General features: G+C 61.1%; 12 protein-coding genes. 9 read left to right on the forward strand and 3 right to left on the reverse strand.

Translation table 11 applies throughout. The features are described from left to right. Positions 1–133 precede the first annotated feature (133 nt). Together IFU31_RS20525 and IFU31_RS20530 are read right to left on the reverse strand one after the other, a co-directional pair. Complete coding sequence (locus tag IFU31_RS20525; protein ID WP_192104432.1) at positions 134–406, reverse strand: TfoX/Sxy family protein; 273 nt, start codon at positions 404–406, stop codon at positions 134–136. Between the two features lie 124 nt (positions 407–530). Further along, positions 531–2,075 (reverse strand): AAA family ATPase, encoded by a 1,545-nt coding sequence (locus IFU31_RS20530; RefSeq protein ID WP_192104433.1) that lies wholly within the window; start codon positions 2,073–2,075, stop codon positions 531–533. Positions 2,076–2,194: 119 nt separating this feature from the next. On the opposite strand from IFU31_RS20530, the gene mrcB reads away from it, so the two are divergent. From mrcB to IFU31_RS20545, 3 genes are read left to right on the forward strand one after another with little or no spacing between them, the layout of a single operon-like run. Further along, positions 2,195–4,519, forward strand: a complete 2,325-nt coding sequence (mrcB, locus tag IFU31_RS20535) for a penicillin-binding protein 1B (protein ID WP_122480163.1) — start codon at positions 2,195–2,197, stop codon at positions 4,517–4,519. Positions 4,520–4,534: 15 nt separating this feature from the next. Further along, positions 4,535–5,302, forward strand: coding sequence for a hypothetical protein (locus tag IFU31_RS20540; RefSeq protein WP_185795371.1), 768 nt, complete (start codon positions 4,535–4,537; stop codon positions 5,300–5,302). Then, a complete protein-coding gene (locus IFU31_RS20545; RefSeq protein ID WP_192104434.1) occupies positions 5,302–5,631 on the forward strand; it encodes a YqcC family protein in 330 nt (109 codons plus the stop codon). Before IFU31_RS20540 ends, IFU31_RS20545 begins: the two co-directional genes overlap by 1 nt. A 4-nt stretch (positions 5,632–5,635) precedes the next feature. Here IFU31_RS20545 and IFU31_RS20550 read toward each other — a convergent pair whose 3' ends face one another. Next, the gene (locus tag IFU31_RS20550; protein ID WP_192104436.1) at positions 5,636–6,070 is read right to left on the reverse strand and encodes a DUF4124 domain-containing protein; all 435 of its coding nucleotides are present in this window, start codon (positions 6,068–6,070) and stop codon (positions 5,636–5,638) included. A 396-nt stretch (positions 6,071–6,466) separates the two neighbouring features. Between IFU31_RS20550 and IFU31_RS20555 the strand changes: the two genes are divergently transcribed. The 6 genes from IFU31_RS20555 (at position 6,467) to msrQ (ending at position 12,445) form a co-directional block, all read left to right on the forward strand. Continuing rightward, a complete protein-coding gene (locus IFU31_RS20555) occupies positions 6,467–8,191 on the forward strand; it encodes an acetolactate synthase 3 large subunit (protein ID WP_122480255.1) in 1,725 nt (574 codons plus the stop codon). A 2-nt stretch (positions 8,192–8,193) separates the two neighbouring features. Then, positions 8,194–8,685, forward strand: a complete 492-nt coding sequence (gene ilvN, locus IFU31_RS20560; RefSeq protein ID WP_043190700.1) for an acetolactate synthase small subunit — start codon at positions 8,194–8,196, stop codon at positions 8,683–8,685. Between the two features lie 47 nt (positions 8,686–8,732). Beyond that, positions 8,733–9,749: a ketol-acid reductoisomerase gene (gene ilvC / locus IFU31_RS20565; RefSeq protein ID WP_043190697.1), complete on the forward strand. Its 1,017-nt coding sequence runs from the start codon at positions 8,733–8,735 to the stop codon at positions 9,747–9,749. A 147-nt stretch (positions 9,750–9,896) separates the two neighbouring features. Beyond that, a complete protein-coding gene (pssA, locus tag IFU31_RS20570) occupies positions 9,897–10,745 on the forward strand; it encodes a CDP-diacylglycerol--serine O-phosphatidyltransferase (protein ID WP_122480158.1) in 849 nt (282 codons plus the stop codon). A gap of 66 nt (positions 10,746–10,811) precedes the next feature. Continuing rightward, on the forward strand, positions 10,812–11,825 hold the full coding sequence (msrP, locus tag IFU31_RS20575; RefSeq protein WP_185795369.1) for a protein-methionine-sulfoxide reductase catalytic subunit MsrP: 1,014 nt from the start codon (positions 10,812–10,814) through the stop codon (positions 11,823–11,825). Further along, the gene (gene msrQ, locus IFU31_RS20580; protein WP_185795368.1) at positions 11,825–12,445 is read left to right on the forward strand and encodes a protein-methionine-sulfoxide reductase heme-binding subunit MsrQ; all 621 of its coding nucleotides are present in this window, start codon (positions 11,825–11,827) and stop codon (positions 12,443–12,445) included. Before msrP ends, msrQ begins: the two co-directional genes overlap by 1 nt. The last annotated feature ends 211 nt before the right edge of the window (positions 12,446–12,656 follow it).

The following is a 12,656-nucleotide window of genomic DNA, read 5'->3' on the forward strand; positions in this document are numbered from 1 at the left end:
AGACATCTGAAAGTCCGAACCAAGGGCCTTCCAGAGATCACCAGTCTCGCGACTGGATGTGATAATCATAACGATTCTCATTTAAGAGTCAAGTGCTACGTGCAATTATTTAATCCACCTGCGGACCCTCGGTCTAGAGCCTGCGAGGGGGCGACAGGGCTTCGACCTGGCTATTGAGACTGTTTTTCAGTTCGCACGACAGCTCACTCCAATGCACATTGCGCAACGCCCCTTCGATGGCATAGAGAAGCACTTTCGAGGCGCGGAAGCCGCGCTGCTTCACCGCGCAGTACGCCTGCACGGCACCTGCCCGGCGCAAGTCGGAAGCACTGTGGATGCCGACGGCATGCAGCCACTGCGCGGATGTCTTGCCCAGATTCTTCAGGGCCAGAAGTTCATCGGTCATCAAACCTCCTGGCCTCGGCCAAGGAATGAGCGGGGGGCGATGAAGCAGTTGCCAATCTGGCAGTGTAGCGGTGGCAGAGCGGCGTGCCGAATGGCCGATCTGCCTTTCCGGGTCTGGCTGTATGTTACAGCCCTGGCAGGCGTTGCCGGATCTGCTCGACCAGCTTGTCCAGGCTGCCGCTTTCGTTGGTTTCCACGCGGCGAGTCTGCAGCAGCTCGGCTTCGCTCAACGGCTCGCGGCCGGCCTGCTGAGCGTCGATCACGGCCTGGGTAGCATCCGAAGGATCCTCGGCCTGTGCCTGGCGCTGCTGCAGCCAGCTGGATATCACGGCTGCGGGCGCGTTGCAGTCCAGGATCAGGAACGGCACTCCGGTGGATTCGGCGATTCGAGCCGCTGCCGCCCGTTGGTCAGCCTTGAGATAGGTCGCGTCGATCACCACCGGCAGGCCGGCGCGCAGCACGTGCTCGGCCAATGCGTGCAAGTGCAGGTAGGTCGCTTCGCTGGTGCTGGCGTCATACAGGCCCGTTTCGGCGGTCTGGGCACCGAACAGGCGTTTGCGCTCCACGTCCGAGCGCAGGCGGATGGCGCCCAGCGCTTCGACCAGGCGCAGCGCGACGTGGCTCTTGCCTACAGCCGACACACCGCTGGTAACGGCCAGAAAACGCGAAGGAATGGCGCTGTAGCTTTCCGCCAGGTTCGCGTAATTGCGGTATTGGCGCAGCGTCGTTGCACGCTGCACTCCACTGGCATCGGGCGACATGCTGAACAGGGCCACCTTGGCCCGTACCAATGCGCGGTAGGCCTTGTAGAAGTTGAGCAGCTCCAGCCCCTGGTAGTCACCGGTCAATTCCAGGTACTGGCTGACGAAGCGCCGCGCCAGGCTTTTCAGCCCGCGGTCTTCGAGGTCCATGGCGAGGAAGGCGATATCGGCATACACATCGGTGAAACGGAAAGGCTCGTTGAACTCGATGCAGTCGAAGATCACCACTTCGCCATTGATGACGGTGGCGTTGCCCAGGTGTATGTCGCCATGGCACTCGCGGATGAACCCTTCCTGCTTGCGCAGCGCCAGCAGCGGCTCCAGGCGTACGTAGCTGCTTTGGGCCCAGGCCTGCAAGGCATCCAGCTGGGCCAGATCATCCTTTTCGGTAAGGAACGGGCGAATCTGTTCGAAGTTCTGCTCGACCGGGGCCATCGCCGCCTTCGGCGTGCCGGCCTCGTGCGCCTCCGGCACCACTGGCGCGGCCCGGTGGAAATCGGCAATCTGCCGCGCCAGCGAATCCACGTGCTCCTGGGTCAGCTCACCATTGGCCTGCAGGGTGCTCAGCAAATTGCCGCCTTCGAATTGGCGCATCTGCAAGGCATACTCGATGGGGGCGCCTTCGCCGCCCAGCTGAGGCGTTTGCACGCTGCCGGTGATCGGCAGAACCTGCAGATACAGGTCGGTGGTCAGGCGCTGGTTCAGTCGCAGCTCCTCGGCGCAGAAGTGGGAGCGGGCGGACAGTTCGGTGAAGTCCAGAAAGCCGAAATTCATCGGTTTCTTGATCTTGTAAGCGTAAGGCCCGGTCAGTATCACCCAGGAGATATGCGTCTCGACGACCTGGAACCCTTCTACCGGATGCGGGTACAGGGCCGGGTTTTGCAGGGCGGCGATCAGGGTCTGGCTCACAGGCGATCCTTCATTGGCAGAGGTGATTTCAAGGCGGTCATTATGGCCACTGCCACCGATGATGCAAACCGCCGACGGTCCCTGCCCGCGACAATTCAAAGTGCGTATAATCCGCCGCCATGACTCGAACCCGATCTTCCCGTACCCCGAAAAAACCTCCTTCCGGCGGCTTGCGCACCTGGCTTGGCTGGGGCCTCAAGCTGGGTCTGGTAGGCCTGGTGATCCTGGCCGGCTTTGCCGTCTACCTGGACGCCGTTGTGCAGGAAAAATTCTCTGGCAAGCGCTGGACCATTCCCGCCAAGGTCTACGCACGCCCGCTCGAGCTGTTCGTCGGTCAGAAACTGGCAAAGAATGATTTCCTCACCGAGCTCGATGCGCTCGGCTACCGTCGGCAAACGACCGTCGACGGTCCCGGCACCGCCTCGGTCAGTGGCAACACGGTCGACCTCAATACACGCGGCTTCCAGTTCTACGAAGGGCTCGAGCAGCCGCAGGCGGTGCGCGTGAAGTTTTCCGGCGACTACGTCTCCGAACTGGGTGGCGGCGCAGGCAAGAAGGTCGCGGTGGTGCGTCTGGAGCCGTTGCTGATCGGCGGCCTGTACCCGAAAAACCTCGAAGACCGCATCCTCATCAAGCTCGACCAGGTGCCGCCGTACCTGCTTGACACACTGGTCACCGTCGAAGATCGCGACTTCTACCACCACTTTGGCGTCTCGCCCAAGTCGATCGCACGCGCCATCTGGGTCAACACGTCCTCGGGCGCCATGCGCCAGGGCGGCAGTACCCTGACTCAGCAGTTGGTCAAGAACTTCTACCTGACCAACGAGCGCAGCCTGACCCGCAAGCTGACCGAAGCGATGATGGCGGTGTTGCTGGAGCTGCACTACGACAAGGGTGAAATCCTCGAGGCCTACCTCAACGAGGTCTTCGTTGGTCAGGACGGCCAGCGCGCCGTGCATGGCTTCGGTCTTGCCAGCCAGTTCTTCTTCAGCCAACCCTTGTCCGAACTCAAGCTGCATCAGGTGGCTTTGCTGGTGGGGATGGTCAAGGGGCCGTCTTCCTATAACCCGCGGCGCAATCCGGAACGGGCGATGGAACGCCGCAACCTGGTGCTCGATCTGCTGGCCCAACAGGGCGTGGCGACCCAGGAGGCGGTCGATGCGGCCAAGAAGATGCCATTGGGCGTGACCAAGCGCGGCAGCCTGGCGGACAGCTCGTTCCCTGGCTTCCTCGACCTGGTCAAACGCCAGCTGCGCGACGACTACCGCGACGAAGACTTGACCGAAGAAGGCCTGCGCATCTTCACCAGTTTCGACCCTATCCTGCAGACCAAGGCCGAATCGTCGGTCACCGATACCTTCAAGCGCCTGGCCGGGCGCAAGGGGTCGGACGAGGTCGAGGCGGCCATGGTCGTCACCAACCCTGAAAGTGGTGAGGTCCAGGCGCTGGTCGGCAGTCGCGTACCGGGTTTTGCCGGCTTCAACCGCGCGCTCGACGCCGTACGCCCGATCGGCTCGCTGATCAAGCCTGCGGTGTACCTGACCGCGCTGGAGCAGCCAAGCAAATACACCCTGACCAGTTGGGTGCAGGACGTACCGTTCTCGGTCAAGGGTGCGGACGGCCAGATCTGGAAGCCACAGAACTACGAACGTACCTCCAATGGCACGGTGTTCCTGTATCAGGGCCTGGCCCATTCCTACAACCTGTCGACGGCTCGGTTGGGTCTGGAACTGGGCGTGCCCAATGTGCTCAAGACCCTCGGCGAACTGGGCGTGCAGGTCGACTGGCCAGCCTACCCGTCGATGTTGCTCGGTGCCGGTGGCTTGTCGCCCATGCAAGTGGCAACCATGTACCAAACCCTGGCCAACGGCGGTTTCAACACGCCTATGCGTGGCATTCGCAGTGTCCTCACGGCCGAAGGCGAACCGCTCAAGCGCTACCCGTTCCAGATTCAGCAGCGCTTCGATCCTGCCTCCATCTACCTGATCCAGAACGCCATGCAGCGCGTGATGCGCGAAGGTACCGGACGTTCGGTCTACAACGTGCTGCCGAGCAGCCTTAACCTGGCCGGCAAGACCGGCACCAGCAACGACTCTCGCGACAGCTGGTTCGCCGGCTTCAGCCAGGACGTGCTGGCCGTGGTCTGGCTGGGCCGTGACGACAATGGCAAGACGCCGTTCACCGGTGCCACCGGTGCGCTGCAGGTCTGGACCAGCTTCATGAAGAAAGCCGATCCCTTGCCTTTGGATACGCCGGTGCCGGAAAACGTGGTGCAGGCCTGGATCGACGCCAAGACCGGACAGGGCTCGGATGCCAGCTGCCCCAACGCTGTGCAGATGCCGTATATTCGTGGCAGCGAACCGACGCCAGGCACCGCATGCGGCGGTGCCAATCCGGCGGCCGACGATTCGGTGATGGACTGGGTCAAAGGCTGGTTGAACTAAGCAAAGGGGAATGAAGTGAACAAGTGGTGGTTTCCTGCCTTGACGGCATTGGCTTTGCTCAACGGTTGCGCCAGCGTGGAGCGTGGCTCCATTCCAGTGGTCGATTCCGGCTCTGCGGTCACCAATGGCGAACGCGTATCGCGTACCGGCGGCTTCCGCCAGACCACCGTGGTCCGGCCCAAGGCGCAGGCCCAGGCGATCACCGAAGATTCCGGCGTGGTGGTCATGGTCCCGCAGGGTGCAGGCTCGCAGCCGATCCAGAGCTTTCCGGCGCCGGGCAACAGCGCGCCGATCAGCACCGGCCCGATCACACCAGGCCCGATCGTCCCCGGCCCGAGCAGCTCGGCCCCGGCCTATGCCCCGCCGGCGCCCAGCACGACCTACAACATGCCGGCCAATGCTCCTAGCGGGATTCCGCGAGCCAGCGGCAACAGTGCCGGCCTGTCCGCCGATGAGCAGTTGGACGGGCCGGTGCTTGCCCTGTTGACCACGGCCCAGCAACAGCAGGGCGGTGGCGACTTGAACGGTGCGTCATCGAGCCTGGAGCGTGCACAGCGGATCGCACCGCGCGAACCGCAGGTTCTGTACAAGCTGGCTCAGGTGCGCCTGGCCCAGGGTGATGCGGCCCAGGCCGAGCAACTGGCCCGTCGCGCGCTGACCTATGCCAATGGCCGTCCGGATCTGCAGGCGAGCCTGTGGAACACCATTGCCCAGTCGCGCGACAAGCAGGGTGATGCCGCCGGGGCCAATCTGGCCCGTCAGAAAGCCAAGAGCGCGTCTTGATGGATAATCGTTTCCTGGCGATTGCCGAACACCTGCTGTTGATCGAACGCGAGCTGCGCCAGCAGGGGTGGTGGCAGGACGTGCCACCCAGCGCCGAAGCGCTGGCCAGTGTCGAGCCGTTCAGCGTGGACACACTGGATTTCGATCAGTGGCTGCAGTGGATCTTCCTGCCGCGCATGAAAACCATCATCCAGCAGGACCTGCCATTGCCCAATGCGTCGGGCATCCTGGCCATGGCCGAAATGGTCTATGCCGATCGCGCCGAGCAGAGCCGCGGCCTGCGCGCCAGCCTGGCGCGCTTCGACGAGTTGATCGGCCAGGTGCGCTAGCCCTTCAGCTGCACTGCTCGTCGATCACCTTGCGCACTTCCTCGATCCTCGCCTGACGCTCCTGCTCTGTCAGGCGCTTGACCTCGCCGTTGACCTGTTGAAGCACCCGCGGATTGTTCTTCAGCTGCGCCAGGTTGGTCCTGACGCCCGTACAGAATTCGTTACGCCGCGCTGACTCGTCGGCAACCTGCGATTTCACCTTGCGGTCGATCCTGCGTTGCTCGGCTTCGCCACTGGCTTTCATCACCGCCTCGTTGGAGATCGGCTCGGGCGGGGTCACCGGTTTCACGCCTTCGACGGCTGTCGCCTGAACACCGTTGGGCGGTCGTGCATCAAAATGCGTCACACCTTGGCTATCGACCCATTTGTAGATTTGCCCTGCCATTGCCAACGGGCACAGGGCAAGCAGCAGGATACTCACAGCAATGGTTGAACGCATGGCGCCTTCTCTGAGGGTGGGTTACGCATGAAACTACCATAGCCTGGCAGCTCGGCAGGGTTTATTGCGCCGTTTGGGTGCAGGCGCGCAATAAAATGCACGCATCGCTTGACTTGCAGCAGACGAATCACAACAATCGAAAGTCCGCTGTACAGGGACTGCCAGAAGCAGACCCACACAGCAGAGCACAGGCGCACACCAGCGCCGACCCGTAATACCCGCAACGCGTTACCTCGCGCTGGGTGGGAAAAACCCGTGACACTTGGGTACTCCCAATACTTGCTCAGTCAGTGCTGACGTACGTCGGCGACCACCGTCGCTCATGCTCTGCTGGCAGTAAACCTATTAAGACCCGTTCCCATGGAACGGTATTCTGGCGTTTTAGAGGTGAACAACGTGGAGCTTTTATCTGGCGCTGAAATGGTCGTCCGCTTCTTGCGCGACGAAGGCGTTAAGCACATCTACGGGTACCCCGGCGGTGCCCTCCTGCATGTATACGATGCCCTGTTCAAGGAGCCTGCTGTCGAGCACGTGCTGGTCCGTCACGAGCAGGCAGCCACCCACATGGCCGACGGCTATGCCCGTGCCACCGGCAAGGCCGGTGTCGTGCTGGTGACCTCCGGTCCGGGTGCCACCAACGCCATCACCGGTATCGCCACTGCCTACATGGACTCCATCCCGATGGTGATCCTCTCCGGGCAGGTGGCCAGCACGCTGGTGGGTACCGACGCGTTCCAGGAAACCGACATGATCGGCATCTCCCGGCCCATCGTGAAGCACAGCTTCATGATCAAGCACGCCTCGGAGATCCCCGAAGTCCTGAAAAAGGCCTTCTACCTGGCGCAGTCCGGTCGGCCCGGCCCGGTCGTGGTCGATATTCCCAAGGACATGACCAACCCGGCCGACAAATTCGAATATGTCTATCCCAAGAAGGCCAAGCTGCGTTCCTACAGTCCGGCGGTCCGTGGCCATTCCGGGCAGATCCGCAAGGCTGTCGAAATGCTCCTGGCGGCCAAGCGCCCGGTCATGTACGCCGGTGGCGGTGTCATCCTCGGTGGAGCTTCCGCTGCCTTGACCGAGCTGGCCCAGATCCTCGACCTGCCGGTCACCAACACCCTGATGGGGCTGGGCGCCTACCCGGGCATGGATCGCCAGTTCGTCGGCATGCTGGGCATGCACGGCAGCTACACGGCCAACCTGGCCATGCACCACGCCGATGTGATCCTGGCCGTGGGCGCACGCTTCGACGATCGCGTGATCAACGGCGCCGCCAAATTCTGCCCCAACGCCAAGATCATCCACATTGACATCGACCCGGCGTCGATCTCCAAGACCATCAAGGCGGACGTGCCCATTGTCGGTCCGGTGGACAGCGTTCTGACCGAAATGCTCGCCACCCTCAAGGACATCGGTGAAACCCCGAACAAGGACACCGTTGCCAGTTGGTGGAAGCAGGTCGAGGAGTGGCGTGGCGAAAACGGCCTGTTCCCCTACGACAAGGGCGATGGCTCCAAGATCAAGCCGCAGAAGGTCATCGAGACGCTGTGCGAGGTCACCCAGGGCGACGCCTACGTCACCTCGGACGTCGGCCAGCACCAGATGTTCGCGGCCCAGTACTACCTGTTCAACAAGCCCAATCGCTGGATCAACTCCGGTGGCCTGGGCACCATGGGCTTCGGTTTCCCAGCGGCCATGGGCGTCAAGATGAGCTTCCCCGAGGCCCACGTTGCCTGCGTGACCGGGGAGGGCAGCATCCAGATGAACATCCAGGAGCTGTCTACCTGTCTGCAGTACGGCTTGCCGGTCAAGATCATCCTGCTCAACAACGGCGTGCTCGGCATGGTGCGCCAATGGCAGGACATGAGCTACGGAGGTCGCCATTCGCATTCCTACGTCGAATCCCTGCCTGACTTCGTCAAGCTGGTCGAAGCGTATGGCCACGTCGGCATGCGCATCACCGATCTCAAGGATCTCAAGCCGAAAATGGAAGAAGCTTTCGCCATGACCGACCGCCTGGTGTTCCTCGATATCCAGGTCGACGTCGGCGAGCACGTCTATCCGATGCAGATCAAGGACGGCTCGATGCGCGACATGTGGCTCAGCAAGACGGAGCGGACCTAATCATGCGGCACATCATTTCGCTTTTGCTCGAGAACGAACCCGGCGCCTTGTCGCGCGTGGTAGGGCTGTTCTCGCAGCGCAACTACAACATCGAAAGCCTGACCGTGGCGCCTACCGAAGACCCGACTCTGTCGCGCCTGACGTTGACCACGGTAGGGCAGGATGAAGTGATCGAACAGATCACGAAAAACCTCAACAAGTTGATCGAGGTGGTCAAGCTGGTAGACCTGTCGGAAAGCGCGCACATCGAACGCGAGCTGATGCTGGTCAAGGTCAAGGCCACTGGCGCCCAACGCGCCGAGATCAAACGCACCACGGACATCTTCCGCGGGCAGATCGTTGATGTCAGCAGTAGCGTCTACACCGTTCAGCTGACGGGCACCAGCGACAAGCTGGATAGCTTCCTGCAGTCTATCGGCACCGCCTCGATCCTCGAAACCGTACGCAGTGGCGTGACCGGTATCGCTCGTGGCGACAAAGTGCTGAGCATCTAACTCAATTAGCGACCGGCCGAAACGGCCTAGATAACAGGTGATATTCAATGAAAGTTTACTACGACAAAGATTGCGACCTCTCGATCATCCAGGGCAAGAAAGTAGCCATCATCGGTTACGGCTCCCAGGGCCACGCCCAGGCGTGCAACCTGAAGGATTCGGGCGTCGACGTCACCGTGGGCCTGCGCAAGGGCTCGGCTACTGTCGCCAAGGCCGAGGCCCATGGCTTGAAAGTAGCCGACGTCGCCACTGCCGTTGCCGGTGCCGACCTGGTCATGATCCTGACCCCGGACGAGTTCCAGTCCCAGCTGTACAAGAACGAAGTCGAGCCCAACATCAAGCAGGGTGCAACCCTGGCTTTCTCCCACGGCTTCGCCATTCACTACAACCAGGTCGTGCCGCGCGCCGACCTGGACGTGATCATGATCGCGCCCAAGGCGCCGGGTCACACCGTACGTACCGAATTCGTCAAAGGCGGCGGTATTCCTGACCTGATCGCCATCTACCAGGATGCCTCGGGCAACGCCAAGAACGTCGCGCTGTCCTACGCTTCCGGTGTGGGCGGCGGCCGTACCGGCATCATCGAAACCACCTTCAAGGATGAGACCGAAACCGACCTGTTCGGCGAGCAGGCCGTTCTCTGTGGCGGCACCGTGGAACTGGTCAAGGCCGGTTTCGAAACCCTGGTCGAAGCCGGCTATGCGCCTGAAATGGCCTACTTCGAGTGCTTGCACGAACTCAAGCTGATCGTCGACCTCATGTACGAAGGCGGTATCGCCAACATGAACTACTCGATCTCCAACAACGCCGAATACGGCGAGTACGTAACCGGCCCTGAAGTCATCAACGCCGAATCGCGCCAGGCCATGCGCAATGCACTCAAGCGCATCCAGGATGGCGAGTACGCCAAGATGTTCATCAACGAAGGCGCTACCAACTACCCTTCGATGACCGCCAAGCGTCGCAACAATGCCGCCCACGGCATCGAAGTCATCGGCGAGCAGCTGCGTTCCATGATGCCTTGGATCGCCGCCAACAAGATCGTCGACAAAGCCAAGAACTGATACAGTTTCAGGCGACAAAAAACGCGGCCATGGCCGCGTTTTTTCGTTATGGTGGCAAGCTTCTGGTATAAAGCTGCAACGTTTTGCGGTCGAACCCTCGACCCAGACGCCTGTCGAAACTTTCCACACCGTTGCAAGGTATTGTCCATGAGCGAACGTCCCGAAGAGCCAAACAAGGCTCCTGACGCCGAAAGCCTCCTGCCGATCGATGAGCATGTCGAAGAAGGGCATGACGCCGAAGGACGTAAAGTCCGGCACCGCGGCATCTATCTCCTGCCCAACCTGTTCACCACGGCAAACCTGTTTGCGGGTTTCTACTCGATCATCAACTCGATCAGTGCCCAGAGCGCCGGCAATGCTGCCGAAGCCAGCAAGTATTTTGCCTACGCTGCCATCGCCATCTTCGTGGCCATGGTGCTCGATAGCCTGGACGGTCGCGTCGCGCGCATGACCAATACCCAGAGCGCCTTCGGTGCGGAATACGACTCCCTGTCCGACATGGTCGCATTCGGTGTCGCACCCGCGCTGCTGGCCTTTGGCTGGGCACTGGGCGACATGGGCAAGGTCGGCTGGATGGTGGCCTTCATCTACGTCGCAGGTGCGGCACTGCGCCTGGCGCGTTTCAACACCCAGGTCGGCACCGCCGACAAGCGCTACTTCATCGGCCTGGCCAGTCCGGCTGCCGCCGGTGTGGTCGCAGGCCTTGTGTGGGCGTTCAGCGACTACGGCATCCAGGGCTCGAAGATGTCCTTCCTGGTCGCCCTGCTGGTGGCGGCAGCAGGCATGCTGATGGTCAGCAACATCAAGTACAACAGCTTCAAGGAGCTGGATCTCAAGGGTCGAGTGCCTTTCGTAGCCATCCTGGCGGTCGTCCTGGTGTTCGCCGTGGTGTTCAGCGATCCACCCCGCATCCTGCTGCTGATCTTCCTCGCCTATGCCGCTTCCGGCCCGATACAGTATTTGTTACGCATGCGTCGTCACAAAAAAGCAGAGTAAATTCAATTTCACGCATAATCCGTAGTCTCTTGGTATGTTGAACCCAGCCAAGGCTACGGAGGCACCATGCTTATCAAGCTATCGCGTGCTTCGGACTGCAAAGAGTCCGAAGTCACCCCCGAATCGATCTATCTCTCGCGCCGCTCGCTCATGGGCGCCACCGCAACAGCCTTGGCCGTTTCGGCACTTCCCTCCTGGGCATCCGCTGCCGACCCATCGCGCTATGAAGGCGTCGACCCCAGCGGTGCGCCCGCCTGGTTGAACGACAAGCTGGGTAAAACCCGCTGGGGCGCGGTCACCGTGCAAGGCGAGGCGATCACGCCTTTCAAGGATGCTACCCACTACAACAACTTCTATGAGTTCGGCACCGGCAAGGGCGATCCGGCAGCCAATGCCGGCACCTTGAAGACCGAACCCTGGTCGGTGGTCATAGACGGTGAAGTGGCCAAGCCTGGGCGCTATGCCCTCGAAGACTTCATGAAGCCTTATCAGCTCGAAGAGCGGATCTATCGGTTGCGCTGCGTCGAGGCATGGTCCATGGTCATCCCCTGGATCGGCTTTCCCATCTCGGCCTTGCTCAAGCAGGTCGAGCCCACCTCGAAAGCCAAGTACATCCGCTTCGAAACCTTGCAGGATCCCAAGAGCATGCCCGGTCAGCGCTCCGGCTTTGCCCTGATCAACTGGCCGTATGTAGAAGGCTTGCGCCTGGACGAGGCAATGAATCCGCTGGCAATCCTTGGGGTAGGCATGTACGGCCGCGAGTTGCCCAACCAGAACGGCGCACCCTTACGCCTGGTAGTGCCGTGGAAGTACGGGTTCAAAAGCGTCAAATCCATCGTGCGTATCAGCCTGGTCAGCGAACGGCCAGAGACGACCTGGGAAAACATCGCTCCCAGCGAGTACGGCTTCTATGCCAACGTGAACCCGGAAGTCGACCATCCGCGCTGGACACAGGCGCGTGAACGGCGTCTGCCCAGCGGGCTGTTCAGCCCCAACGTGCGTGAGACCGCGATGTTCAATGGTTACGCGGAGGAGGTTGCTTCCCTCTATACCGGCATGGATCTGCGGAAGAACTACTGATGCGTTATCCGTTATGGCGTCTGAGTGTGTTCGTGGTGGCGTGCGTATGGCCTTTGTTATGGCTGTACCAGGCCTGGATATTTGCCTTGGGGCCTGATCCAGGCAAGGTGCTGGTCGATCGGCTGGGATTGGGCACCCTGATACTGGTGATGATCACGCTGTGCATGACCCCCCTGCAGAAGTTGTCTGGCTGGGCCGGCTGGATAGCAGTGCGACGGCAGTTGGGCCTGTGGTGCTTTGCCTATGTATGCCTGCACCTGGCGGCCTATCTGTTCTTCGTTCTAGGACTGGACTGGAGTCAGCTTGGTGTCGAGCTGATCAAGCGCCCCTACATCATCGTCGGCAGCCTCGCGTTCCTTTGCCTGCTTGCACTGGCCGTGACGTCCAACCGGTACAGCCAGCGTCGGTTGGGTCGGCGCTGGAAGCAGCTGCATCGCCTCATCTATGTGGTGTTGGGCCTGGGGTTGCTGCACTTCCTCTGGATCGTCCGCGCCGATCTGGAGGAATGGTCGATCTACGCTGCCGCGGGTGCATTGCTCCTGCTGCTTCGCGTTCCTGCCATCGCTCGGCGGATTCCCCGTGTAATGGGGCGAAAACCGCCCATTGTGAAAAAGACCTGAATTAACGGTTGACGGGCTCGCCAATCGCTCTATAATTCGCCCCACTTCCGGCGCAGCCGAAAAGATAAACTCCTTGTTAATCAATGAGTTGGCAGTTTCAGAAGGTTCGGAAGAGTTTCGATCGTCAAAGTCGGAAGCGGTGAAAAAGGCAGTTGACAGCGGTTTGAAACGCTGTAGAATTCGCCTCCCGCTGACGAGTGATCGAAGCGAG

The sequence above is a fragment of the Pseudomonas sp. CFBP 13602 genome (assembly GCF_014842725.1).
GTDB classification, from domain to species: Bacteria; Pseudomonadota; Gammaproteobacteria; order Pseudomonadales; family Pseudomonadaceae; genus Aquipseudomonas; species Aquipseudomonas baltica.

Excerpts from the sequence above, each read along its gene's own strand:
- IFU31_RS20550 (WP_192104436.1), bottom strand. The coding sequence starts at position 6,070 with ATGCGTTCAACCATTGCTGTGAGTATCCTGCTGCTTGCCCTGTGCCCG.
- msrQ (WP_185795368.1), top strand. The coding sequence starts at position 11,825 with ATGCGTTATCCGTTATGGCGTCTGAGTGTGTTCGTGGTGGCGTGCGTA.
- IFU31_RS20545 (WP_192104434.1), top strand. The coding sequence starts at position 5,302 with ATGGATAATCGTTTCCTGGCGATTGCCGAACACCTGCTGTTGATCGAA.
- ilvC (WP_043190697.1), top strand. The coding sequence starts at position 8,733 with ATGAAAGTTTACTACGACAAAGATTGCGACCTCTCGATCATCCAGGGC.
- IFU31_RS20525 (WP_192104432.1), bottom strand. The coding sequence starts at position 406 with ATGACCGATGAACTTCTGGCCCTGAAGAATCTGGGCAAGACATCCGCG.
- pssA (WP_122480158.1), top strand. The coding sequence starts at position 9,897 with ATGAGCGAACGTCCCGAAGAGCCAAACAAGGCTCCTGACGCCGAAAGC.
- ilvN (WP_043190700.1), top strand. The coding sequence starts at position 8,194 with ATGCGGCACATCATTTCGCTTTTGCTCGAGAACGAACCCGGCGCCTTG.
- mrcB (WP_122480163.1), top strand. The coding sequence starts at position 2,195 with ATGACTCGAACCCGATCTTCCCGTACCCCGAAAAAACCTCCTTCCGGC.
- msrP (WP_185795369.1), top strand. The coding sequence starts at position 10,812 with ATGCTTATCAAGCTATCGCGTGCTTCGGACTGCAAAGAGTCCGAAGTC.